Raw genomic sequence first — 22,959 nt, forward strand, 5'->3', positions numbered from 1 at the left:
CCTGTCTGGCAGAATTCGGCCGCACTCAGCCGGCCGGCCTGACCTTGCTCACGAGGTCGAAGATCTCTTCCGCCTCGGCGTCGGTGACTCCGCAAAAGCCGGTGAAGATGATTTCGGCGTTCGTCTTCGCCGCCGCGTCACGCAGCTCCTCCCCCGCCGCGGTGAGGCCGACAAGAACTCCGCGATTGTCCTCGGGGTCCGGCGCCTGGGTGAGCAGGCCCCGATCCTCGAGCTTGCGCAGCAGGCGGCTGAGCGCGCTGCGACTGAGCACCATGCTGCGCAGCAGATCACGGTGCCGGATCATCTCTCCGGGGAGGCAATTGATGAGCGCGTCGAATTCGTTGAGCGTAAGGTCGTGCCGCTCACGAAAGCCCAGCTCGAACTGCCGCATGAAGTCCTGATGCTTCTCCATCATCAGGCGCCAGGCCGCGATCTTGATCGGACCGTTCTTCCTGATCATGCTGCTTACGGGAGTCGTCTCTTCCATCTGCCTGTCCATCCGCACGCGATGCGATTTCCGGTGTGTCGCCGGACATATTTGTTGCGCCGTCAACAGAATCGTAGTTCAATGGCATTCCTGGCCCCATATCGTGGGGTCGTATCGACGATCCCCTCGTCGAAGTACCGGAGTATCCCCTACGTACCCCCGGCAGTCACGGATGGACACGGTCGCCCCACGGCCCCTCATCCCGGGGCCGGGGGTATCGTATTGCCGACTCTCCCCCGCTCCCCGACCACCGGCTGAGGTGCCGGGTGCTCCGTCTTCGGTTCGCGAACGCTCAGTCGCGTGGAATCCTCTTCCGCCATGGCCACCACACGGCCCGCCCGACGTCGTGGACCAACGCCGGCACCACGAGCGAGCGCACGAGGATCGCGTCGAGCAGCACGCCGAAGGTGACGATGAAGGCGAGCTGGAAGAGGAACATGATCGGAATGACCGCCAACGCCGCGAAGGTCGCCGCGAGCACGACGCCCGCCGAGGTGATCACCCCGCCCGTGGCCACGAGCCCCTTGAGCACGCCGGCCCGAGTCCCCAGGTGAAGGGACTCCTCCCGCACCCGCGACATGAGGAAGATGTTGTAGTCGATGCCCAGCGCCACGAGGAAGACGAAGGCGTAGAGCGGCACCGACGGGTCGGCACCGTCGAAGCCGATGACGTGGTTGAACACGAGCGCCGAGACCCCGAGTGCCGTGCCGAAGGACAGCACGGTCAGGGCCACGAGCAGCAGCGGGGCCAGTAGCGACCGCAAGAGCAGGACGAGGATGACCGTGATGACGAGGAGGATGAGCGGGATCGCCAAGGTCCGGTCCGCCTCGGCGGTGGTGTTCGTGTCGAGATCGACCGCGGTCTCTCCGCCGACGAGCGCGTCGGCGTCGAGTGGGTGGACGGCGTCTCGGATGTCGGTGACGGTCTCCTCGGCGGCCAGGGAATCCGCGGCGTCGGACAGGGTGACTTCGAGCAGCACCTGACCGTCGACCGTCGTGGGAGTCGGAGTCGAGGGCGAGTCCCCCATCGGTGGGCCCTGCGACGGCGCGGCTTCGATCTCGCCGTCGGCAGTCACGGTCGCCGTTCCGCTCGGGGAGTCCTCGGTCGTGACCGCCATCGACTCGACACCGCCGAGGCGCCCGATCGCCTGCGCGGCATCGTCGAGTTCGTTCTCGCCGACGACGACCTGGGTCGGTGAGCCCGACCCGCCGGGGAAGTGTGCGGACAGGACGTCCTGACCGTCGCGGGCCTCGGACTCGCCGAGGACGAATTCGGACTGGGCGACGCCGGAGGCCTTGAACTGGGGTGCGGCCAGCAGCGGCAGGGCGAGGATGATGACGAGCCCGATCCAGATCATCCGCGGGCGCTTTGCGACGAACCCGGCGATGCGGGCCCACACGCCCGCCCGTTCGGCCACCGCCGAGGCGGGGCGGGATTTCGGCTGGAAGGGCCAGAACACGGCACGACCGATGACCATGAGGGCCGCCGGGAGGAAGGTCAGGGCGGCGAGGATCGCCATGACGATGCCGATCGCCGCGACCGGTCCGAGAGCACGCGTCGACGCGAGGTCGGTGAGCAGGAGGACGAGGAGACTGGCGATGACGGTGCCGCCGGAGGCGAGGATCGGCTCGAGCACGCCCTTGAGTGCGCTCAGTCCCGCCCGCACGCGATCGGGTTGGTGGAGCAGGGCGTCGCGGAAGCGGGCGACGACGAGGAGGGAGTAGTCGGTGGTGGCGCCGACGACCAGGATGAAGAGGATGCCCTGGACCTGACCGTTGACGAGGAGGATCTGCGCATCGGCGAGGTGCCAGACGACGAAGATCGATGCCGCGAGCGCCGCCACCGAGGTGAAGAGGACGATGATCGGCAGCAGCGGGGAACGGTAGACGATGACGAGGATGACGAAGACCGCGATGAGGGCGACGAGCAGCAGGATCCCGTCGATGCCGGCGAAGGCCTCGCTGAGGTCGGCGGCGAAGCCGGCGGGACCGGTGACGTGAACGGTCACAGCCGTCCCGCTGTCATCGGTGCTGCTCGGGAAGGCATCGGCGATGGCGGTGCGGATGCTCTCGACATCCTCGGCGGTGGCATCCGAGGACACGGGCAGAATGAGCTCCAGGGCCCGACCGTCCTCGGAGGGGATGGTCGGTGAGGCGTCTGCGGCGAGGACGCCGTCGTCGTCGAGCGAGGCTGCGAGGTCCTTCAGCGTCTGCGCGTCGTCGTCGGTGATTCCATCGGAGTTCTCGAGCACGACGATCGCGGGCACGGCGTCGTCATCGCTGAACCGGTCGATGGCCTCCTGGGCGCGAGTCGATTCCGCCGATTCCGGCAGGAAGCTCGAGCGGTCGTTCGTGGCGACATCGGAGATCTTGCCGAAGTAGGGGCCGCCGACTCCGGCGATGCCGACCCAGGCGACGAGGAGGACTGCGAAGAGGGCGAGAAGCGCCTTCCGACCGCGGACGGGGGCTCCGGCACCGCTGCCGGCCTCGTCGGCTGAGCGTTCCGCGTCCCGATCGTCGTCGGGGTGAGAGGGCTGCGGGGTGCGGGTCAGCAGGAAGTGCGGCATGACCTCAGCCTACGCGGAAGGTCGGCTCACCGGCGCCGGCGCAGCGAGGCGGAAGCGATACTCGAATACGAGTCGCGCGAGTTGACTGCTGCGATCAGTCGGCCGACAGTGAGAGCGGAGAGTGTTCCGCAGAGCGAGGAAGGTCAGCAGCATGCCCACAGCAGCAGTCGTCCAAGCAGGATCGATTCCCTTCGACGCCGGAGCTTCCGTCGACAAGGCGATTCGCCTGATGAGAGAAGCCCGCGACAACGGCGCCGAGATCGCCGTCTTCCCCGAAGCGTTCATCGGCGGCTACCCGAAGGGCAGCACGTTCGGTGCTACGGTGGGTCTGCGCACGGACGACGGCCGCAGGCAGTACGAACGCTACAGCTCCGGAGCGATCTCGCTCGACGGCCCGGAGGTCGAACGATTGGCCGAAGCAGCCAGCGAGCTCAACCTCTTCGTCGTCATCGGGATCATCGAACGCCTCGGCAACACCCTCTACTGCACCGCCCTCATGCTCGACCCCGGTTCCGGGATCGCAGGTGCGCACAGGAAACTCATGCCCACCGGTTCGGAACGGCTCGTCTGGGGTTTCGGCGACGGGTCGACGCTCGACACCATGGACACACCGCTCGGTCGGGTCGGTTCGGTCATCTGCTGGGAGAACTATATGCCGCTGCTGCGACAGGCGATGTACGCCAAGGGCGTGGAGCTCTACTGCGCCCCGACGGTCGATGACCGCCCGACGTGGCCCGCGACGATGACGCACATCGCTCTCGAGGGGCGGACGCATGTGCTCTCGGCCTGCCAGTTCATCACAAAGGACTCCTATCCGGCCGACCATCCGTTCGAGGCCGACCTGCCTTATGGCAACACGGCCATCCGCGGCGGCAGCATCATCATCGCCCCCTCCGGAGAGGTCCTCGCCGGGCCGGTCTATGACGAGGAGACGATCCTCTACGCCGACATCGACCCTGCCGCGAAGACCCGCTCCCACCTCGACTTCGACGTCGTCGGCCACTACTCCCGCCCGGATGTCTTCGAACTCACGGTCCACTCCGAGCCACGCAGCTCGGTGAGCTTCGACTGAGCGCGGGCCGCAGGAAAGGAACCGCAATCATCGCTGCTGCGGCATCCGCCTCGTCCGCATCCAGAGGCTGACCTGGGCGGACACGTACGATTACGAGAATGAGCACCTTCGTCATTCCCGCCTTCGTGGCCGTCCTCGTCGGCTGCGGCATCGCCGTTCTCGCCTTCGTGCCGTTCGTCGCGATCAGCTATCGCCGCCGAGGCGGACTGTCGTTCTGGCGCACACTGGTATGGCTGGCCGCCGCCATCTACGCGATGGCGCTGTGGACGTATACGCTGCTGCCGGTCCCTCCTGCCGATGAAATCACCTGTGCGGCAGTGCAGCTGCGACCCTTCCAGTTCATCGCCGACATCCTCAGCTTCGACACCGGCAGCGTCCGTACGCTGATGACCAACCCTGCGGTCCTGCAGGTGGCTCTCAACATCATCCTCTTCGTCCCGCTCGGCTGGTTCGTCCGGCAGCTCGCCGGACGAGGCATCGTCGTGGCGACGATGACGGGGCTGGCCGCCTCGGCGCTCATCGAGATCACCCAGATCACCGGGATCTGGGGCCTCTACTCCTGCGCCTACCGGGTCTTCGACGTCGACGACCTCATGATGAACACTCTCGGCGCGGTCCTCGGCTCTCTCGCAAGCCTGCTCCTCCTGCGCAGGCGTGAGGGCCTGCAGGAGGTCGACGCGCCACGCCCGCTCACGGTGACCCGTCGGCTGACCGGCATCCTCTGCGATCTGCTCATCTGGGGGCTGTTCGGGTGGACCGTCGCCCTCGCCGTCGGAGTCATCGCCGCCGTCCTCGACGACGGGACGATCAGCGAACCGGGGCAGATCGTCACATTCATCGGCTTCGCCCTGCCCTTCGCCGCACAGCTGCTCTCGGTGCTCGGCAGAGGCGTGACCCTCGGCGAACGGCTCGTCCTCATCGCGGCCGTGCAGGTGAGGCGCCCCGCGGGACTCAGCCGGATCCTGCGGTTCCTGTTCGGCATCGGCGGATACATGCTCCTGACCCAATGGACGTTCCCGCTCTCCGGGCTGCTCCTCTTCCTCCTCGTCGCGGTCTCCGCCGTCATGGTGTTCACAACCCGCCGTCACCGCGGCCTGGCGTGCGTGGTGTCGGGAACCGAAATCGACGACATCAGGGCGAGGGCCCAGGCAGTGCCGGATTCGGTCGACGACTGAACGCTCCGTGGCCGATCGCAGTCAACCCCTGCTTCGACGAGGTGGCTCCGGCCTCGGCGGGGAGGTTCTGCCTCAGTGAGGTGGTCCCGCCTCGGCGAGGTGGGCGATTAGGGGCCAGGTGTGCGCGGACCGCTGGAGGGCGTACTCGCTGTCGGCGGCATCGACGGCGCGTGCCTGCCATTGGGCCCAGTTCATGCACAGCCGCATCAGCGCCATCTCGCCGACGATCTCGAGTTCGGCCGGCTCGGGTTCGAGCACGCTGCGATAGCCGTCGACGACGGCACGGAACGCGGTTTCCGGATCGCTTCGGCGCAGCATCGCATATGCCCCTGAGATCGCGAGGTCCGAGATCCGCGGGGCGCACACGGCATCGTTGAAGTCGATGACTCCGCCCACGGCCGTCCCGGTCTCGTCGAGGACGACGTTCGCGTCGTGCAGGTCGTGGTGGATGACCGACCGTGGAAGGTCACCGAGTCGCGGGAGCACGCGCTCGGCGAAATGTTCGGTGATGTCCCGCACGACCGACACCTGCCCTCCCCGCTCTCTCCCGGCCAGGTCTCCCCGATCTTGCTCAAGCCGGTCGAGCGCGCGTCCGACGACGAGTGGGCCGCGCTCGATCATCCAGTCGTGACCGGGGAGATCCGCCGGCATCTCGACTGCGGCCAGCGCCAGTGTCAGCCGTGCCGAGGCCTGCCCGAGCGAATGCAGCAGCTCGGCCCCGGCGCCGTCGACGCTCGGATTCTCGTTCCACAGCCGCCCGGGAATCCACGTGACCACCCGCACGAGGTGCTCGCCGATGCGCACGTGCCCACGCCCGTCGAGTGCCGGCAGAATCGTCGGGGTCGGGAACGTCACTTCCGGGCTCGCCGCCGCAGCCTCGAGCACCGTCTCCTGCCAGCGAAGCATCCCCTCGCCGAGACTGTCCGCACTCACTTTCGCCAGCAGCATCCCGTGAGTGGGATCAGCGAACCGAACATTGACGTCGAACTCGCCCTTGAGCAGCTTCGGCTGCTCCACCCGCACCCCATAGAGGTCGCCGAGTTCGGCCATGATCGCAGTGAGATCAGGCGGCAGCGTGTCCTCGGTCGAGGGCACGGGCTCACTCGCCTGCATTTGCGGCTTCCGCTTCGCCTCGGACGAGTACGCGGGCGAACCCGCCGGCGAGCTCACGCAGTTCGTCGTCGGTGATGACCAGCGGAGGCCGGATCTTGAGCACCGAGCCCGCCCGCCCGGTCGTGCTCACGAGGATCCGCTCGGCATACAGGCGCTCGACCATGGCCTTCGCCCGCTCGGCCGCCGCCTCGGCGGTGATGCCCCCGGTCTCGAAGTCGATGCCGACCATGAGTCCGCTGCGGCGCACCAGCGCGGGTGTGCCCGAGGACTCGATCGCCTCGGTGAGCAGACTCTCGAGCAGTCGACCGCCCTCCCGTGCCCGTGCGGCCAGGTCGCCGGATTCGAGGGCGGTAAGCACCACCTCGGCGGCGGCGACGGGAACGGCTGTGCCAGCGAACGTGTTGAAGTAGCGCTGCTCGGCACCGAAGTCGTCGAAGATCTCCCGTGGCCCGAGCACCGCAGAGATCGGCAGTCCGTTGCCCATCGGCTTGCCCAAGGTGACGAGGTCGGGGATGAGGTTGAGACGCTGGAAGCCCCAATCGGCACCCGTGCGACCGAATCCGGACTGCACCTCGTCGGCGATCCAGAGTCCCCCGTGGTCGCGCACGGCCCCTGCCGTGGCTGCGAGAGAGCAAGGTTCGAGGATCCCGTCGCTGGTCACGGTCGAGTCGAGGATGAAGGCTCCGAGGGGATGCCCGCGTGCCTCGAGTCGCCGGGCGGCTCCGGCGATCGCCCCGGCGAGCAGTTCGTCGAAGTCCGCGGCGTCCCAGGCAGGCAGGTCGATCGGTTCCACGTGCTCGCCGACCTCGGTGCCGACGAGGCTCGGGGAGATCGCGGCGACCGCCGAGGTGGTCCCATGGTAGGCATGGCGAGTGACGATGAGTCCGTCACGGCCGGTGGCATGAGTGGCCAGGCGCAGAGCGAGGTCATTGGCCTCGGAGCCGCTGCAGGCGAAGACGACGGCTTCGAGGGGTGTGGGAAAACGGTCGACGAGGCGCCGCGCATAGTCGATGACTCCCTTGTCGAGGTAACGCGTGTGCGAGTTCGCGCGACCGAGCTCCGCGGCGACGGCGGAGCGCACGGCCGGAGAGGAATGGCCGAGGACCGGCACATTGTTGTAGGCGTCGAGGTAGTCCTCGCCGTTGACATCGGTGATGGTGCAGCCGTGGGCGGAGGCGACGGTGAGCGGTTCGGAGTAGAAGGTCCGATAGGTCCCGCCGAGCACGCGTGAGCGGTCCTTCGCCAACGCGGTCGCTGGTGCTGATTCGTCTGCCATGGTCGACTCTCCTCATCGAAACGTCTGTGAGCTTACCTCAGTGGCACCGTCAGGCCGACCTTCGCGGCGTCCATGACGACCTGGGTGCTGAAGCGTCGAATATTGTCGTCGCCGAAGAAGAGCTTCCTGGTCAGCTCCGTGTACTCGGCCATGTCCCGGACCAGCATGATGAGCACGAAGTCCCATTCGCCGGCCACGTAGTAGCACTGCTGGACCTCCGGACGTTCGACGAGCGAGGCGCGGACCGCATCGAGCTTGTTCAGCTGTTCGCTCTCGACGGCGAGCTGGGCGATGACCCGCACCGGGCGGCCGAGGAGTTCAGGGGCCAGACTCAGAGTGCTGCCGACAATGATGCCGGCTTCGGTCAGTCGCTTGAGTCGCCGATTGACCGCGGCCGTCGACAGCCCGACGCGTGCGCCAAGCGCGGATTGAGGCAGGCGCGCATCGGCCTGCAGAGCTTCGAGCAGTCTCAGATCGATGTCATCGAGAGTCGTATCCACGCCTCAAGTCTCAACGATTCACCATCGGCGCGCAAAGATATTGCGTCTGGCCCTACATAAACCGATCACTTTGTCAGTTGCAATTGAATGACTTCGCGCCGGTGCAGGAGTCTGAGGTCATGACAACAGACCACATCGACCTGGCCACCCGGTGGCGCAGGCACCTTCACCAGATCCCGGGCACCGGATTCGACGTCGGCGAGGCCGCCGATTTCGTCGCCCGCACCTGCACCGCCCTCGGTTGGGAGGTCACGACAGGGATCAGCGGCAACGGTGTCGTCGCCTCCCTCGCCCGCGGGACGAGCTCGCGGACGATCGCATTGCGAGCGGACATGGACGGGCTGCCCATCGAGGAACGCACCGGCGTTGCCTACGCGTCGAAGAACCACGGCACCATGCACGCCTGCGGACACGACGGGCACATGGCGATGGTGCTCGGAGCCGCCTCGGCGCTGGCGAAGGACATCGCCTTCGACGGAACCGTCCACCTGATCTTCCAGCCGGCCGAAGAACCGGGCACCGGCGCCGAAGCGATGATCGCCGATGGACTGTTCGACCGATTCCCCACCGACGAGATCTACGGGCTCCACAACATCCCGGGCCTGCCGGCCGGCGAGATCCACACCCGCCCCGGACCGCTCATGGCCGCCGAGGACAACTTCGAGATCCGCATCACCGGCCGAGGCGGGCACGCCTCAGCCCCGCATTTCGTCATCGACCCGATGGTCATCGGCGCCGAGATCGTCCTGTCGCTGCAGACCATCGTCGCCCGCAACGTCGACCCGCTCGACGCAGTCGTCGTCTCCTGCACGGAGCTGATCACCGACGGTGCCCGCAACGCCATCCCCGATCAGGTGGTCATCCGCGGGGACGCGAGGACGTTCACCGATGCCGACAGCGCTCTCGTCGAAACCCGCATCCGGGAGATCACCGAGGGTGCCGCATTGGCTCATCGCGCCTCGAGCGAGGTTGTCTACACCCGTGTGTTCCGCCCGACGATCAACGACGCCGACTGCGTCGCCCATGCCGCCGCCGCAGCTCGGCACGCGGTGGGAGCCGACAGGGTCGACGCGTCCTGCCGGCCGATCACCGCCAGCGAGGACTTCGCCGCCTATGCCCGCGCGGTCCCGGCCTGCTTCGCCTTCCTCGGCGCCGGCGAGATCGCCGAGGGCGGTACGACCGGTGGTGGCGGCACGGCACCGCTGCACAGCCGCGACTTCGACTTCAACGACGCGATCCTCGGTGCGGGGATCGACTTCTATACCGCACTCGCCACCGCCCGCTTGCCCGAAGGGAACCGCTCATGACCACGACGACCGCCGCCGCCTGGACCGCCAACGACCGTGACCGCACCTGGTCGAGCCCCGATCAGGACGATGCGGCCCTCAACTTCCACCGCGGACTGACCGGTTACGAGCCCACTGCCCTCGTCGCATTGCCGGAGCTCGCCCGTGAGCTCGGCGTCGCCGCGGTCTTCGCCAAGGACGAGTCGACACGGCTGGGCCTGCCCGCGTTCAAGGCCCTCGGTGCCTCTTGGGCCGTCCACCGTGCACTGGAGGCGTCGAAGGCGGATCCCGGCGCCGAGGTGGTCACCGCCACCGATGGCAACCACGGTCGGGCGGTCGCCCGGTTCGCCCGGGAGGCGGGGCATCCGGCCCGCATCTTCGTGCTGGCCGGTGGCATCCACCCGAGCGCCGTCGCTGCCATCCGCGATGAAGGTGCCGAAGTCGTCGAGCTCGACGCCAACTACGATGAGACCGTTGCGGCAGCAGCCGACTATGCGGCTGAACATGGTGCCGTGCTCGTTCAGGACACAGCGTGGGACGGTTACGAAGAGGTTCCCGGATGGATCGTCGACGGTTACTCGACGCTGTTCCGCGAAATCAACGCTCAGCTGAGCGATGCCGGTCATCATGCCCCCGACCTCATCTGCGTCCCGACCGGTGTCGGTTCGCTGCTGCAGGCCGCACTGGCGCACTATCGCCGGGCGAGCACCGTAGATACCGCGGTCGTCTCCGTCGAGACGGAAGCGGCAGCATGCATGGGGCCGAGCCTCGACGCGGGCCACCCCGTGACGGTGGAGACCGGGAAGACGATCATGTCCGGACTCAATTGCGGAACCCCCTCTTCGCTGGCGTGGCCTTTGGTTCGCGACGGCCTCGACGCTGCGGTGGCCGTCAGCGACGACGCCGCTATCGATGCTGCGCACCGGCTCGCCGAACTCGGAGTCGCGGCCGGACCGTGCGGAGCCGCCTCGCTGGCAGGAGCCAAAGAGGCGCTCACCGGTTTGGACAAGGACTCCCGTCGCCGGCACCTGGGCGTCGACGCCGACAGCGTCGTCGTCCTGACCATCACCGAGGGTGCTGAGGCCAACCCGGTGCCGGCGATCTGAGCCGGCGGATCAGCTCCTCACACCTTCGCCCGGCGACGCGCTCGGACACCGAGGGCGACGTCGACGGCGACGAACACGATGAGGCTGATGCCCACCATCGGGAGGAACAGACCGATACCGACGGCGGCGAGGACGACCACGGCGAGGCCCCACCACGGTGCTTTCGCAAGCGCACCTCGCGCGGGAACGACTCCGAACCTCTCCGACGGATCGTGCTTCGGACGCCGCTGCCACCACATGCGGTAGCCCCACATCACCATCGAGGCGATGCCGACGGCGAGGACGAAGAGCACGATCTGGTTGACCAGGCCGAACATCAAGCCCATGTGCAGGTCGATGCCCCAGCGCGCCAGCTTCGCGGGCACACTGTAGTCGGCGAAGTCGACCCGATCGGTGACCTCCATCGTCTCGGGGTCGAAGGCGACGGCGTCGACCTTCGTGGGGAAGCTGCGCTGGATCTCCTGGACCACCCACGCCGAGTGGTCGTCGGCAGGCGACAGGATCTCGACGAGCCCGGTGTCGATATTGACGTCTTGTCCCATCGACAGCATCATGTCGAAGTCGGCAGGATCGATTGCGGCCTGGTCATCGGCACTGCCGGCCTCCTCGGTGGAGGAGCTGTCACCGTGGTGATGGGCATGCTCACCCGTCGCCGAGGCTCCGCCGAGTTCCGTCGAAACGGCCGGCGTCTCCCAGCTCAGCGCCGCCCGCAGCTTCGTGACATTGTCCCCGCCGAGCTGCGACCAGGTGATCCCGGTCGCCGAGAGGAACAGCATGCCGATCGCCGCCCACACGCCCACCGAGGAATGCCAGGAGAAGGTGCGCCGCAGTCCCTGATGCTTCCGGCTCGGTCGCAGCATCGCGGTGGGTTTCTTCGTCCTGCGCGCGCGGAGGATCCAGAGCACGAGACCCGCGGCCGCGACGATTCCCAGCCACGAGGCGGCGAGTTCGCTGTAGAACCGGCCGACGTCGCCGAGGTGGAGGCTGCGGTGCATCTGGTCGATCCACGTGCGCAGCGGGAGGGCACCCGAGGTTCCGTAGACGGTGAGGTCACCGACCACCTCGGCGGTTCCGGGATCGACGAAGACCGCCCGGGATTCGCTCTCCCCCAGGCTCGGATCGGAATACATCACTCGGGTGGTGTCTCCCGGTTCCGGCGCCGGCCGCACCGCGGACGGCGTCGCCGCATCGCCGATGACGGCGTTCGCCGCCTCGACCTGGCTGGCCAGCGGCAGAGGGTGATCGGTGGGTGGGGCGCTCAGCTGCTCGGCATAGACCGCCTTCTCCAGCTGCGGGCTGATTGCGTAGAGCGCCCCGCTGAGCGCGGCGATGAGGATGAACGGGCCGACGAGGATGCCGGCGTAGAAGTGGAGGCGGCGCAGGAGCGCGCCGAACCACGGGGCAGAGTGCCTCCGGTTTTCGGGCACGGTTGCAGAGGGTGTTGTCATGATGATGCTTTCTCTCAGTTTCGCTGACTCAGCTGAGGTCAGCACGGACCGCTCCGGCTCAGAGGAGCCGATGTGCGGGTGTGGTGAGTGTCAGAAAGCAGGCTGCGGAGGTCCCCGCCGCAGCACCGGGGACCGGAGCACGCCGAGGCTGCGCGGCACCACCGGCTCGACGCCGATCTGGCGCCGCGGTCCGGCGATGAGCGGGCGAAGGACGACGAGTCGCGGGATGACCGCCCGGATGATGAGGCGAGCGAACTCGCCGAGCATGACCGGCAGCCGCTCGGCCCAGTAGATCATCGCGATCGTCACGATCCCCGCGATGCAGTGGGCCACGAGCATCGCCGGGGAGGCATGGGAATGCATCGCGTGCCCAGCGGCCATGGTCCCGTCCGGGGACGGGTGCGCATTCTGAGCGGAATGCATCGCGTGCGCCCCGGCCATGCCCGAGGCGTGGCTTGCGGTGCTGTGAGCCGAGTGGCTGCCGAGCAGACCGGTCAGTCCGCCGCCGGCCGCGGCCGAACCGGTGGCGGTGAACAGGGAGAAGAGCAGATGGAACAGCGTCTGGCTGACACCGACCGAGATCGTCAGCCTCGGCAGCGACAGTCGGCGCCCGGCGAGCAGAACGCAGACGAGGCTCGACAGTGCCAGCGGCACGATGACACCCATCGCCGTCGGGAAGGTGCCCCCACCGAGGATGTGCGAGGTCAGTGCGACGAAAGTCGCCGCCGTTGCGGCAAGGGTGCCGCGCAGAGCGCGCCGGTGCCTGACTCTCATCCCCACGGTTTCATTGTCACACAGCGAACTGCGAGGGACTGCTCTTGCCGAATGCAGTGAACCTTAGGTACAGTACCAGCATGTCTACAACGCCGCAGACAACATCGCCCGCCAATGCCCGCACTCTTCTGCTTCCGTATACGCTCGGCCTCATCATCGCCATGGCCATCGTGCAGATCGTCATCGCAGCCACCGGCGGCGAGGTCACGATCCTCTCCGGAATCCTCACCGCCGTCGTCGCCTTCGGCATCGTCGTATGGCTGTGGCGGAATCTGCGCGTACTCAAACGCGTGCGCTTCGGGGTCGCCATCGCCCATGTCATCGCGTTTGTCACCGTGACGACCTCGTACAACCTCCATGCGATCGTCCGCCTCATGGCCGCAGGCGCCGTCGACAGGACTGCTTCGGACATCGCTCGGGCCGCCCTCGGCGGTTCGTGGTTCGGAGTCACTGTTGTGATGAGCGCGCTGTGGGGTCTCGGACTGCTCATCCACCTCATCGGCAGCGTCCTCGGTCGCGGCTGGGAGGACTGAGCGTGGCGGCCGAAACTCCGGAAGAGCAGGAGTGGCTCGATCACCGCGTCGATTCCTGGGTCGAGACGTACAAGAAGTCGATGCTCACCCCCGTCGCGCTCTCGCTGGTCGCCACTCATCAGCCGGCCGAGATCTCGACCATCGCCGAGGCGGTCACCGCGGCCACCGGCTGGCAGATCACCGAACGCGGCCTCTATCGCACGATCAAGCGCCTGCAGGACTCCGGGCTCCTGGTGAGCGCGGCCGTCGATGCCCCGCGGACCGGTGCGAAACGCAAGCTGCTGTCCCTGACCCCGCTGGGCGCGAGCTATCTGTCGGAGATCCGGGGCCACCTCGTCGAGGTGCCTCGTGGCTGACACCGCAGTGAAGCACGCGCACCCGCCACAGTGCGCATTGCCCACTACGCTGGAACCGCGGTGGTCGCTGCTCCGGGAACCGCCGCGGCCGCTCACCCCTCCAGCAGGCCCTTGATGTCCGCGGCCGAGATCACCTCGCTGAACGCACTGCCCTCGTCCATGAGCGCGGTGAACAGTTCGGCCTTCTTCGTCTGCAGCACCAGCACCTTCTCCTCGATCGTGTTCTCGGCGACGAGTCGGTAGACCATCACACTGCGGGTCTGCCCGATGCGATGTGTCCGGTCGACGGCCTGATTCTCGGCCGCGGGGTTCCACCACGGGTCGAGCAGGAACACGTAATCCGCTTCGGTGAGGGTGAGTCCGAATCCGCCGGCCTTGAGGCTGATGAGGAACACCGGGGCGCTGCCCTCGCGGAAGGCTTCGATGACCGTCGTCCGATCCTTCGTCGACCCGTCGAGGTAGACATAGTCGATCCCGTTGGCCTCGAGTTCGACGGCCACCGCACGCAAATAGCTCGTGAACTGGCTGAATACCAGGGCCCGATGGTCTTCATTCCGGACCTCACCGAGGTGGCTCATCAGGACACCGAGTTTGCTCGAGGTGATCCCCGAATCCGCGTATTCGGTCACGATGCCCGGGTCGAGGGCGAGCATTCGCAGCAGGGTCAGCGACCGGAAGATCGCGAACCGGTTCTTCTCGAACTCGCCGAGGAGGCCAAGCACCTGCTTGCGCTCGCGCTGCAGAACCGTGTCGTAGAGTCGCCGATGCGCCGGTTCGAGTTCGACCGTGAGCACCTGCTCCTGCTTCTCCGGCAGATCCGCTGCGACGAGGTCTTTCGTCCGCCGCAGCATGAATGGGCGCAGTCGCGACCGCAGCCGATCCATCCGCTCCGGCGCCTCACCCGATTCGATCGGCCGGACGTAGTCCTCCTTGAACCTCTTCGCATCCGGGAACAGCCCGGGCGAGGTGATCGCGGCCAGCGACCACACGTCGGTCAGCGAATTCTCCATCGGTGTGCCCGTGATCGCCAACCGGAAAGGAGCCTCGAGGCGCCGGGCCGCGCGGTGCGTCTTCGCCTGATTGTTCTTCATGAACTGGGCCTCGTCGAAGACGACTCCCGCCCATTCGACGCCGGCGAATTCGTCGATGTCCAAACGCATCACCGCGTACGAGGTGACGACGATGTCGGCACCGGTGACCGCCTCGGCGACGGGTCGCTTCCGCTTCTTCGCCGTCTCCCCCACTGCGGTCACGTTCAGATGCGGGGTGAACTTCCGCGCCTCCAGCACCCAGTTCGCCACCACCGAGGTGGGGGCGACGACGAGGAACGGCGGTCGGTGATCGGTCGGCCGCAGTGTCCGATCGCGGTCGATGAGGGCAAGCGTCTGCAGGGTCTTGCCCAGTCCCATGTCGTCGGCGAGGATCCCGCCGAGGTGGTGCTCACGGAGGAACGCCAGCCACCGGAATCCCTCGGCTTGGTAAGGCCGCAGCTGCGCGTTCACGGTCTCGGGCACGGCCACCTCGGCGATGGTGTCGAGACCCCGCAGCCCGTCCATGAGCGCGGTCCAGCGCGGATCGTCCGCGACGTCGTCGGCGAGGTCCTCGAGCTCATCGTAGAGAGCCGTCTGATAGCGGCTGATCTGCGGATTCTCCGGTGAGAAGCCATCGAGGGCGTTCGCCTCGGCGAGGAGTTCCCGCAGTCGGTCGAAGGCGGGATTCTCCAGCGAGAAGAACGAACCGTCGTCGAGGATGAGGTGCGACTGCTCTTGGGCCAGAGCGGTGAAGAGGTCGACGAAGGGGATGTCGCGGCCGTCGACGGTGACGTCGATGCCGAGGTCGAACCAGTCCGAGTCATCGGTGGCCGACGTGCGGAGGCTCACCTGCGGAGTCGCCTCGAGCTCGCGGAAGTCAGGGGCAGCATCGGCGTCGGCGACAGTGACCTCGACGTCGTCCAGTTCCCGGATCCGGGGCAGGGTCCGGGTGCTGTAGGTGGCGGCGTCGATGCCGGTCAGCGTGGTCGATTCCGCTCGAGCGGCGTCGGGGTCGATGGCGCGCAGGCGGCGGAGCACGGCGTTTTCGAACTTCTGGTCGCGTCCGCGCACCTGGTCGGACAGTTCGCTGTGATGAGGGACAAGGGCACAGGTCCGCTGAGGAGAGTAGTAGGTCCATGACCAGGCCAGACGCATCGTCGGCGTGGTCGGCCCCTTCCCACGACTGCGTGTCCCGGGAGTTTCGTAGCGGATCTGCAGGTTGAGGTGGGGAGACTTCTCGACGGGCAGGTCGACCGATCCGTCACTGCTGATGAGCCGTTCACCGTCGGCGCGGGCACCGCCCGGCCGGTTCGGGGGTGTCCGCAGAAGCGGGAGGATGCGGTCGAAGAAGTCCTCGTGCGCCGTGGCGGGGATTCTGGTCACGGCGGCATCGTTGAGGATGGTGCGCTGCGGTGGAGTCAGAGGTTCATTCAGCGGCGCAAGAGTGATCGCGGCCTTCGCCTTGCCGACCATCTCCAGACTGTATACGCCGCTGCGACCGATGGGCCGCACATCGCGGGCGGACACCGAATGGCCGTCGATGGCGAGAGCGGCGCTGAGGAGGAGGTCAGCGTCGTCGCGCGTGACGTCGAGGTGGAATTCTGTCTGCCGGCCCAGCCGGATCTCGATCTGCTTGTCGGCACTGACAAGAGGAATGTCGAGGTCAGCGGCCTGGCCGAGCAGTTCCCAGAGGAAGGGCGAGCCGAAGTCGTCGAGTGAGATCATCGAGCTCGCGGTCGAATAGCCGGGACGGCCGAGGCCGTCGTCGAGGGTGACCAGTCGGTAGAGCCATTCGAACTGGTCGGCGTCGAAACGAGAGGAATTGAGTCGTGATGTGAACCAGTGCCATCCCGCCTGCCCTTTGATCCAGTTGCCCTTCGCCCCGGGCACGAGCGGCCGTACGTACAGCTGTGGCTCGGGTTCGTCGGGGAGTTCGGAGACCTTGAGCTTGGATGGAGCCCTGTTGAAGTAGCTGCGCTGCGGAGGACGATGAAGTTCGAAGCCGAGGGCCACGGTCTCGGTTTTCGGGCTCGACCTGCGCGAGGCCTCGACGATGCGGTCGAGTCGCTGCTGCCACTCGGGTTTCTGCGCGCGTCGAGGCGGCGACCACCCTCCCCAACGACTCGTCTGCTGCCCGCCCGGATCGGCGATTGCGGTCGAACTGTCGGCGGTCGGGTCGGCTTCGCCCGGCCGGCGAATGGAACCGGCGTCCAGGATCGCCGATGTCCGCAGCTCCAGCATCTGCTGGTTGTTGACGATGAGCACGGCCACACAGTGTTTGCAGTAGCCGCCGACCGGGCAGGTGCAGTCGGTGCCCAGGATCTCGCAGGGCTCTTCTTCGTCGTCGAAGACGATGGTGGTCTGGTAGAGCCCACCGGATCCGGCGACATCGGCGACGAGCTCCCGCTCTGCTTCGTGCCAGGCCACCCCCAGCACTTGCCCGATCCTCGCGTAGTCGCTGCCGCGCGCGAAGGTGCCGGGATCGGCGAGGCTTCTCAGCTCCTCCGTCGGCACGATTGTCATGGCTCGATCCATGACACCAGTCTTTCATCCGCCGCTGACACGGGCTGCCCGTGCTCATGCCGCGCAGATCGACCGCCCCGCCGATTCGCTGAGCAGCACTCCCGACCTGGGCTGGGCCCCAACCTCACATCTCTTCGTGGGTGAGCGGATCCCGGTCCTTCATCCGGCCGCGCTCGAGTCCGGAGATCGCGGCCACCTCGGCGGGGGTGAGGGCGAAGTCGAAGACGTCGGCGTTGCGGCGCTGGCGGTCGAAGTTCGCCGATTTCGGGATCGGGATGGAACCGACTTCGATATGCCAGCGCAGGACGACCTGGGCCGGGGTCACATCGTGGGCGGCGGCCGCCTCGGCGATGGGGGTTTCGTCGAACAGTCCCTGGTCACGGTAGAGCGGGGACCAGCTCTCGGTCTGCACGCCGATCGAGCGGTGGAAGGCGATGAGCTTCTCCTGCGGGAAATACGGGTGGAGCTCGACCTGATTGACGGCCGGTGTGACCCCGGTCTTCTCGACGAGCTCGGCGAGCATCGCCTCGGTGAAGTTCGAGACGCCGATGGACTTCACGAGCCCGCGTTCACGCAGCTCGATGAGGCCGCGCCAGGTGTCGACGTACTTGCCGACGCTGGGATTGGGCCAGTGGATGAGGTGGAGGTCGAGGTAGTCGAGGCCGAGCCGGGCCAGGGATTCCTCGGTGCTGGCGATGGCCTCGTCGAAGCCGTGGTGGCGACCGGGGATCTTGCTCGTGACGAACAGATCCTCGCGTGGGGCGCCGGTGTTCACGATGGCCTCGCCGACCTCGCGCTCGTTCTCGTAGTTGACCGCCGTGTCGAGGAGGCAGTAGCCGTTGTCGATGCCCGATTCGATCGCGTCGATGCCGTCCTCGCCCGTCATCGCGTAGATGCCGAGCCCGAGCTGCGGGATCGCGCGACCGTCGTTGAGGTCGAGGGTGGGGATGATGGCTGGGGTGGTGTAGTCAGCTGAGTTGGCCATGGTCCCAGCCTATGTCCGCCGAGGTGGAGCTGGCCAGGGTCGTCACCGAAGTGCCGTACTCTGCAGGTGTGCGCGAACGCCAACGGAAACCCTTCTCTCTGCGATGGAACGTCATCGTGCCCTGGACGCTCGTGACGGTCGCGGTCCTCACGATCGTCAGCGGGGGCCTGCCGGGCGCTGACGTCGTCGCGCTTGCTGAGACGACGGGCCCCGTCCTCATTTTCGTCATCGCGATGACGATCGTCGCCGAGCTCGCCAGCGCCGCAGGCGTGTTCTCGGTCGTCGCCGAACGCCTGGCTGTGTGGGGGCGGGGACGACGCGTGTTGCTGTGGGTGTTCGTTCTGGCGATGATCACGCTGAGCACGGCGTTCATGTCCTTGGACACGACGGCGGTGCTCATCACCCCGGTCATTGTGGTCCTGGCCCGGCACGTCGGCGTCTCTCCGCTGCCATACGCCCTCGCCACCGTGTGGCTGGCCAACACCGCTTCGCTGTTTCTGCCAGTGTCGAATCTGACAAACCTGCTGGCCGCGGACGCCCTCGGGGGTACGCCGCTGGGCTTCCTCGCCGAGTTCTGGGCTCCGGCTCTCGCGGCGGTGCTCATCACCGTCGTCGCGCTCACTCTCATCCACCGCAGGAGTCTGGCGGGCCGCTACGAGCTCGCGGGGACGACCGCGATTCCCGACCGGCGCCTGCTCATCATTGCAGCCGTGGTCGTCGCCGTGCTGTTGCCGATGCTCGTTTCCGGAGTTCCTGTCGCACTCGTCGCCGGTGTCGCGGCACTCGTGCTCGTCGCGGTCTTCGCCTTCCGCAGGCGCAGCGTCCTCACGCTGCGCCTCATTCCCTGGCAGACCATGGGGATCGCAGCGAGTCTGTTCGTCATCGTCGAGGCGATCCACGTGCAGGGTTATGACACGGTTCTCGGCACCGCGGTCGGTCAGGGTCAGGGCGTGCTCGACCTGCTGCGGATCGCGGGCATCGGAGCCCTCGGCGCGAATGCGGTCAACAATCTGCCGGCCTACCTCAGCCTCTCTGCATTTGCGGACACACCTCTGCGGCTCGGAGCCCTGCTCATCGGCGTGAATCTCGCCCCGCTCATCAGTCCGTGGGGGTCGCTGGCCACTCTGCTGTGGCACCACAGGCTCACAGCGATGAGCGTCGAGATCTCTTGGCGGAGGTTCGCAGTGCTCGGACTCGGCCTGAGTCTCGTGCTCGTGCCGGTGACGACCCTGGCACTGTGGCTGGGATGACGGCGTTCAGGCCCGGGACCAGCAAGGCGGTGCCGTCAGTCCTCGATGAGCCTCGCGAGCCCGGCGGGGGCAGTGTTGCGGTAGGAGTCGGCGAGGACGTCACGCAGCTCTGCATCGCTCAGCTGCTCGACATCGAGACCGATCCACCCGGTCGGACCCAGGTACATCGGCACGAACGAGTCCGGTCGCTCGAGCATCACCTCGGCGTCCAGGGGATCGAGGAGGACGAGGATGCCGTGCGGGTGCTGCATGACCTCACCGGACGCGTCCTTGCGGGCTGCGCCGAAATAGGCGAAGACCTTCTTCGTGAAGAAAGTCGGCCGTCCGTGGGAGACTTTCTCCTTTGCCTCGGGGAGGCTCAATGCGATGGTCCGGAACCGCTCGAGCACCGGATCGTCGTCGTCGAACATCTGCGGATGCGCCATGACCCCACGATACGCACCCTGTGGGATTCTCAGACGAGCCCGGCTGGGATTTTTCCGTCGAGTGCGTTGATGACCACATATGTGTTGGGGTGAGCCTCCCAAACAGTTCTGGTCCGACCGAAGGTTCCGGTCGGACCAGAAGCTATTCGCGTACAACCGCTGCGACCGGTTATTTGTTCACCACATCGGGTTCATAGCCCTGGGGTCCCTCTCCGGAACCGCTCGTCGCTGGTCTGCCAACTTCTCCGAGAGTCGCTCTACGGCTCCTCCCGACGAACTCATCTGCCTTCGAGAATTCAGCAGGAGTCGACAACGACACTCCCACATAGAGAACGAGGCTGATGCAGAGGCCGATGAGCACCCTTGTCACAGATCCCGCGCCCCAGAACGACGGCAGAGCAATGCCGAGTTCGATGAGGAACCCGTAGAGGATGAAGCCTCCCCCGCCGATGATCGAGGCGATGGCTCCGGCGGAGTTCGCGCGTCGCCAGAAGAAGCCGAGGACGAGGGGGAAGAACACGCCTGCGGCCAGCATCTCGGAGGCAAGGGCGAGCAGCGTCAGCGCGCTCGGCAGCTGGACGGCGACGACGAAGCCGATGATCGCAGCCGCCAGAGTGGCGCCCCGGGCGATCCACACCTTCTGCTTCTCCTCGACGTCGCGACGCAGTGCTTTCGTCGTCAGCTCGGTGAGGTAGAGCGAGGACAGGTTGAGAGTGGTGCAGATCGTCGACATGATCGCCGCTGCGATGCCGATGAAGACGATGACACCGAAGATCGGCAGGAAATGGCTGGTGGCCAGCGTGGCGACGAGCCCCTGCTCCGGCGGTTCGTTGAACGCCGCGATCGAAGCGATGCCGGCGAAGACGACGAGGAAGTACAGCGGGAGGAAGTAGACCATCGCATGCACGGTGACGTTCCGCGCCTCCTTCGGAGACTTCGTTGCCTGCAGGCGCTGCCAGGCGGCGGGGTCGATGGTGAAAGCCAGACCGAAGGCGATGACGTAGCCGAGGTTCGGACCGAAGCCCTCCCACAGGTTGAGGAATGCCGCATCGCGTTTGGCCTCGATCGTCTGGATGATCGCGTCGGGGCCGCCGGAGACGATGACGGCTCCGACGAAGGTGACGATGAGCCCGAGCATGAAGAATCCGAACTGTGCCGTCTCGGTGAGCACGACGGCCCGGAAGCCGCCGATCATCGCATAGGCGAGTGAGAACGCTATGGCGACGGCCACACCCCAGGCGAAGCTGATCTCGAAGAACACCATGAAGAAGAGGCCGAGGGCGACCATCTGACTCGCACCCCACACGATGAGGTAGATCGCGGTGACGATGGAGAGCACGGTCCCGGCCGTCTTGTTGTACCGCGAAGTCATGATCCCGTCCTGGGACAGCAGGCCCGCACGGCGGATGATCGGCCCGAGGAAGAAGAGGGCGATAACGGCGATGACGGTCGGACCGCCGAGCACCCACCATGACCCCATCCCCTGGGTGTTCGCCTCATCGACGGAGATGAGGGCCGAGTTGCCGCCGTACCAGGTGGCGACGAATGCCATGGCCAGCATCCAGGCGGGAATCGTGTTGCCGCCGAGGAAATAGTCGGTTTCGGTGTCGGTGCGTCTCTTGTACAGGGAGACACCGAGCAAAATGAGAAAATAGGCGGCGAGCGCGCCCATGAGCCAAAAGGGAGACACCGTTGTTTCCTTCCGCAGAGGGTTCTGTCACCGTGAACTGAAATGCGGCTGCTCCTTCGCTTCACCACATTCGCCGCTGACGGTTGACGCCAACTCTTCTGCGGGGCTGTCGATCGCGACAACTGCGATTCCCAACGGCTGAGAATGCCAGTCGCGGCTCGTTCCCGGCGAGTCCAAACTGGTGACGTATACGCGGCCCGAGCGACGAAGCGATGAGGCCACTGAAGTCTGGAGGACCAATGACGGCAACCATGCACGGCAGTCCGGCGATCGGTGATTTCGACGGCATCGATCTCGACATGCTCATCCGTCAGGGGTTCCGTCCAGTGCCCGTCAGCGCCCTCCGCGCACTCACCCCTGAGGTGCTCGGCATCGACCTCGCCCCTTCCGAGGCGGCTGCCGATTCCGCTCCGGGCTCCCATATCGAGGTGGCAGTTCCCCTGCCGGACGGGCCTGCGATCCGTCACTACTCGCTCCTGGCCGGACCCGCGGAGTCCCTGCGCGTCGCGGTGCTGCGGGAACACCACAGTCGGGGCGGATCCGCCTGGCTGCACGCGAATCTCGGCTCGTGCACATCCCTGCTCGTCCGCGGTCCTCGTGACACCTTCGGCTACTCCGGCACCGGTCCCGCGTACTTCGTCGCCGGCGGCATCGGCATCACCCCGCTGACGGCGATGATCGCCGCGGCAGCTGCGGCAGGCCGTGACTGGCATCTGCTTTACGTCGGGCGTCGGCAGGAATCGATGGCCTTCGCGGATGCTCTCGTCAGGGAGTATGGATCGGACAGAGTGACGATCCACATCACCGAGGCGGCCGGACGGCCCGATGCGGTGTCCGCTGCGGAGGACTGGGCGTCGGTCCGCCAAGAACCAACTACCGTGTACAGTTGCGGTCCCATGCCTCTGATGCGGGCTCTCGAAATCGGTTTCGTGGACCACCCGAGCATCTCTGTGATCTGTGAGGACTTCGACGATGCCAGCGAACCGGCACGGTCAGCTCCACACCTTGGTGGTACCGCCTCGGCGGGCGCTCCCAGATCCGACCCGCCAACGGACACCGCGCCCGACACCGAGGCTACGGGAACTGACGAGGACTTCATCGTCGAGCTCGGGGATGGTTCCGAGATCGATGTGCCAGCCGGCTGCACGATCATCGACGCCCTCAACAACGCGGGCGTACGTACCTTGAGCTCGTGCCAGAAAGGCACTTGCGGCACTTGCGAAACCGTCATCCTCGACGGGCAGGCCGATCACCGGGATTCGGTGCTTTCTGCCGAAGAGCATATGGCACAGGAGACAATGATGATCTGCGTCTCCCGCGCCTGCGGCAGGCGCATCGCCCTGGACCTCTGAGACGGCGAACC

19 protein-coding genes are annotated in these 22,959 nt (G+C 66.6%); 8 read left to right on the forward strand and 11 right to left on the reverse strand.

Annotated features, from left to right (window positions below):
* Nucleotides 1-25 precede the first annotated feature (25 nt).
* Nucleotides 26-460 carry a MarR family winged helix-turn-helix transcriptional regulator gene (locus GUY37_RS17690; protein WP_166828425.1) on the reverse strand — a complete coding sequence of 145 codons (435 nt, stop codon included), beginning with the start codon at nucleotides 458-460 and terminating at the stop codon, nucleotides 26-28.
* 319 nt (nucleotides 461-779) lie between these two features.
* Nucleotides 780-3,053 carry an MMPL family transporter gene (locus GUY37_RS17695; RefSeq protein ID WP_166828427.1) on the reverse strand — a complete coding sequence of 758 codons (2,274 nt, stop codon included), beginning with the start codon at nucleotides 3,051-3,053 and terminating at the stop codon, nucleotides 780-782.
* 151 nt (nucleotides 3,054-3,204) lie between these two features.
* Between GUY37_RS17695 and GUY37_RS17700 the strand changes: the two genes are divergently transcribed.
* Nucleotides 3,205-4,125, forward strand: a complete 921-nt coding sequence (locus tag GUY37_RS17700) for a carbon-nitrogen hydrolase family protein (protein ID WP_166828430.1) — start codon at nucleotides 3,205-3,207, stop codon at nucleotides 4,123-4,125.
* A gap of 98 nt (nucleotides 4,126-4,223) precedes the next feature.
* Nucleotides 4,224-5,300: a VanZ family protein gene (locus GUY37_RS17705; protein ID WP_166828432.1), complete on the forward strand. Its 1,077-nt coding sequence runs from the start codon at nucleotides 4,224-4,226 to the stop codon at nucleotides 5,298-5,300.
* Nucleotides 5,301-5,372: 72 nt separating this feature from the next.
* Here GUY37_RS17705 and GUY37_RS17710 read toward each other — a convergent pair whose 3' ends face one another.
* From GUY37_RS17710 to GUY37_RS17720, 3 genes are read right to left on the reverse strand one after another with little or no spacing between them, the layout of a single operon-like run.
* A complete protein-coding gene (locus GUY37_RS17710; protein WP_166828435.1) occupies nucleotides 5,373-6,413 on the reverse strand; it encodes a phosphotransferase in 1,041 nt (346 codons plus the stop codon).
* On the reverse strand, nucleotides 6,400-7,689 hold the full coding sequence (locus tag GUY37_RS17715; RefSeq protein WP_166828437.1) for an aspartate aminotransferase family protein: 1,290 nt from the start codon (nucleotides 7,687-7,689) through the stop codon (nucleotides 6,400-6,402). The genes GUY37_RS17710 and GUY37_RS17715 overlap by 14 nt, the downstream gene beginning before the upstream one ends.
* 32 nt (nucleotides 7,690-7,721) lie before the next feature.
* Nucleotides 7,722-8,189 (reverse strand): Lrp/AsnC family transcriptional regulator, encoded by a 468-nt coding sequence (locus GUY37_RS17720; protein ID WP_166828440.1) that lies wholly within the window; start codon nucleotides 8,187-8,189, stop codon nucleotides 7,722-7,724.
* Between the two features lie 119 nt (nucleotides 8,190-8,308).
* On the opposite strand from GUY37_RS17720, the gene GUY37_RS17725 reads away from it, so the two are divergent.
* Nucleotides 8,309-9,496, forward strand: coding sequence for an amidohydrolase (locus tag GUY37_RS17725; RefSeq protein WP_166828442.1), 1,188 nt, complete (start codon nucleotides 8,309-8,311; stop codon nucleotides 9,494-9,496).
* Nucleotides 9,493-10,581: a diaminopropionate ammonia-lyase gene (locus tag GUY37_RS17730; RefSeq protein ID WP_166828445.1), complete on the forward strand. Its 1,089-nt coding sequence runs from the start codon at nucleotides 9,493-9,495 to the stop codon at nucleotides 10,579-10,581. The genes GUY37_RS17725 and GUY37_RS17730 overlap by 4 nt, the downstream gene beginning before the upstream one ends.
* Nucleotides 10,582-10,598: 17 nt before the next feature.
* Here GUY37_RS17730 and GUY37_RS17735 read toward each other — a convergent pair whose 3' ends face one another.
* Entirely contained in the window at nucleotides 10,599-12,029 is a 1,431-nt protein-coding gene (locus GUY37_RS17735; RefSeq protein ID WP_166828447.1) for a PepSY-associated TM helix domain-containing protein, read from the reverse strand.
* 90 nt (nucleotides 12,030-12,119) lie between these two features.
* The gene (locus GUY37_RS17740; RefSeq protein WP_228278242.1) at nucleotides 12,120-12,803 is read right to left on the reverse strand and encodes a hypothetical protein; all 684 of its coding nucleotides are present in this window, start codon (nucleotides 12,801-12,803) and stop codon (nucleotides 12,120-12,122) included.
* Between the two features lie 80 nt (nucleotides 12,804-12,883).
* Here GUY37_RS17740 and GUY37_RS17745 point away from each other — a divergent pair, with 80 nt between their 5' ends.
* Nucleotides 12,884-13,336, forward strand: a complete 453-nt coding sequence (locus tag GUY37_RS17745; RefSeq protein WP_166828452.1) for a hypothetical protein — start codon at nucleotides 12,884-12,886, stop codon at nucleotides 13,334-13,336.
* Nucleotides 13,337-13,338: 2 nt separating this feature from the next.
* Complete coding sequence (locus GUY37_RS17750; RefSeq protein WP_166828454.1) at nucleotides 13,339-13,692, forward strand: PadR family transcriptional regulator; 354 nt, start codon at nucleotides 13,339-13,341, stop codon at nucleotides 13,690-13,692.
* Nucleotides 13,693-13,784: 92 nt separating this feature from the next.
* Here GUY37_RS17750 and GUY37_RS17755 read toward each other — a convergent pair whose 3' ends face one another.
* Both GUY37_RS17755 and GUY37_RS17760 read right to left on the reverse strand, forming a co-directional pair.
* Nucleotides 13,785-17,258 carry a DEAD/DEAH box helicase gene (locus tag GUY37_RS17755; protein WP_166828457.1) on the reverse strand — a complete coding sequence of 1,158 codons (3,474 nt, stop codon included), beginning with the start codon at nucleotides 17,256-17,258 and terminating at the stop codon, nucleotides 13,785-13,787.
* A gap of 112 nt (nucleotides 17,259-17,370) precedes the next feature.
* Complete coding sequence (locus tag GUY37_RS17760; protein WP_166828459.1) at nucleotides 17,371-18,231, reverse strand: aldo/keto reductase; 861 nt, start codon at nucleotides 18,229-18,231, stop codon at nucleotides 17,371-17,373.
* 11 nt (nucleotides 18,232-18,242) lie between these two features.
* Between GUY37_RS17760 and GUY37_RS17765 the strand changes: the two genes are divergently transcribed.
* The gene (locus tag GUY37_RS17765; RefSeq protein ID WP_166828462.1) at nucleotides 18,243-19,481 is read left to right on the forward strand and encodes an SLC13 family permease; all 1,239 of its coding nucleotides are present in this window, start codon (nucleotides 18,243-18,245) and stop codon (nucleotides 19,479-19,481) included.
* Nucleotides 19,482-19,516: 35 nt separating this feature from the next.
* Here the strand turns inward: GUY37_RS17765 and GUY37_RS17770 are convergent, their stop codons facing one another.
* A complete protein-coding gene (locus GUY37_RS17770) occupies nucleotides 19,517-19,906 on the reverse strand; it encodes an MmcQ/YjbR family DNA-binding protein (RefSeq protein ID WP_228278243.1) in 390 nt (129 codons plus the stop codon).
* Between the two features lie 169 nt (nucleotides 19,907-20,075).
* On the reverse strand, nucleotides 20,076-21,596 hold the full coding sequence (locus tag GUY37_RS17775) for a sodium:solute symporter family protein (protein ID WP_166828465.1): 1,521 nt from the start codon (nucleotides 21,594-21,596) through the stop codon (nucleotides 20,076-20,078).
* A 239-nt stretch (nucleotides 21,597-21,835) separates the two neighbouring features.
* On the opposite strand from GUY37_RS17775, the gene GUY37_RS17780 reads away from it, so the two are divergent.
* A complete protein-coding gene (locus GUY37_RS17780) occupies nucleotides 21,836-22,948 on the forward strand; it encodes a PDR/VanB family oxidoreductase (RefSeq protein WP_166828468.1) in 1,113 nt (370 codons plus the stop codon).
* The last annotated feature ends 11 nt before the right edge of the window (nucleotides 22,949-22,959 follow it).

This window comes from Brevibacterium limosum (assembly GCF_011617705.1).
Classification (GTDB): Bacteria; Actinomycetota; Actinomycetes; order Actinomycetales; family Brevibacteriaceae; genus Brevibacterium; species Brevibacterium limosum.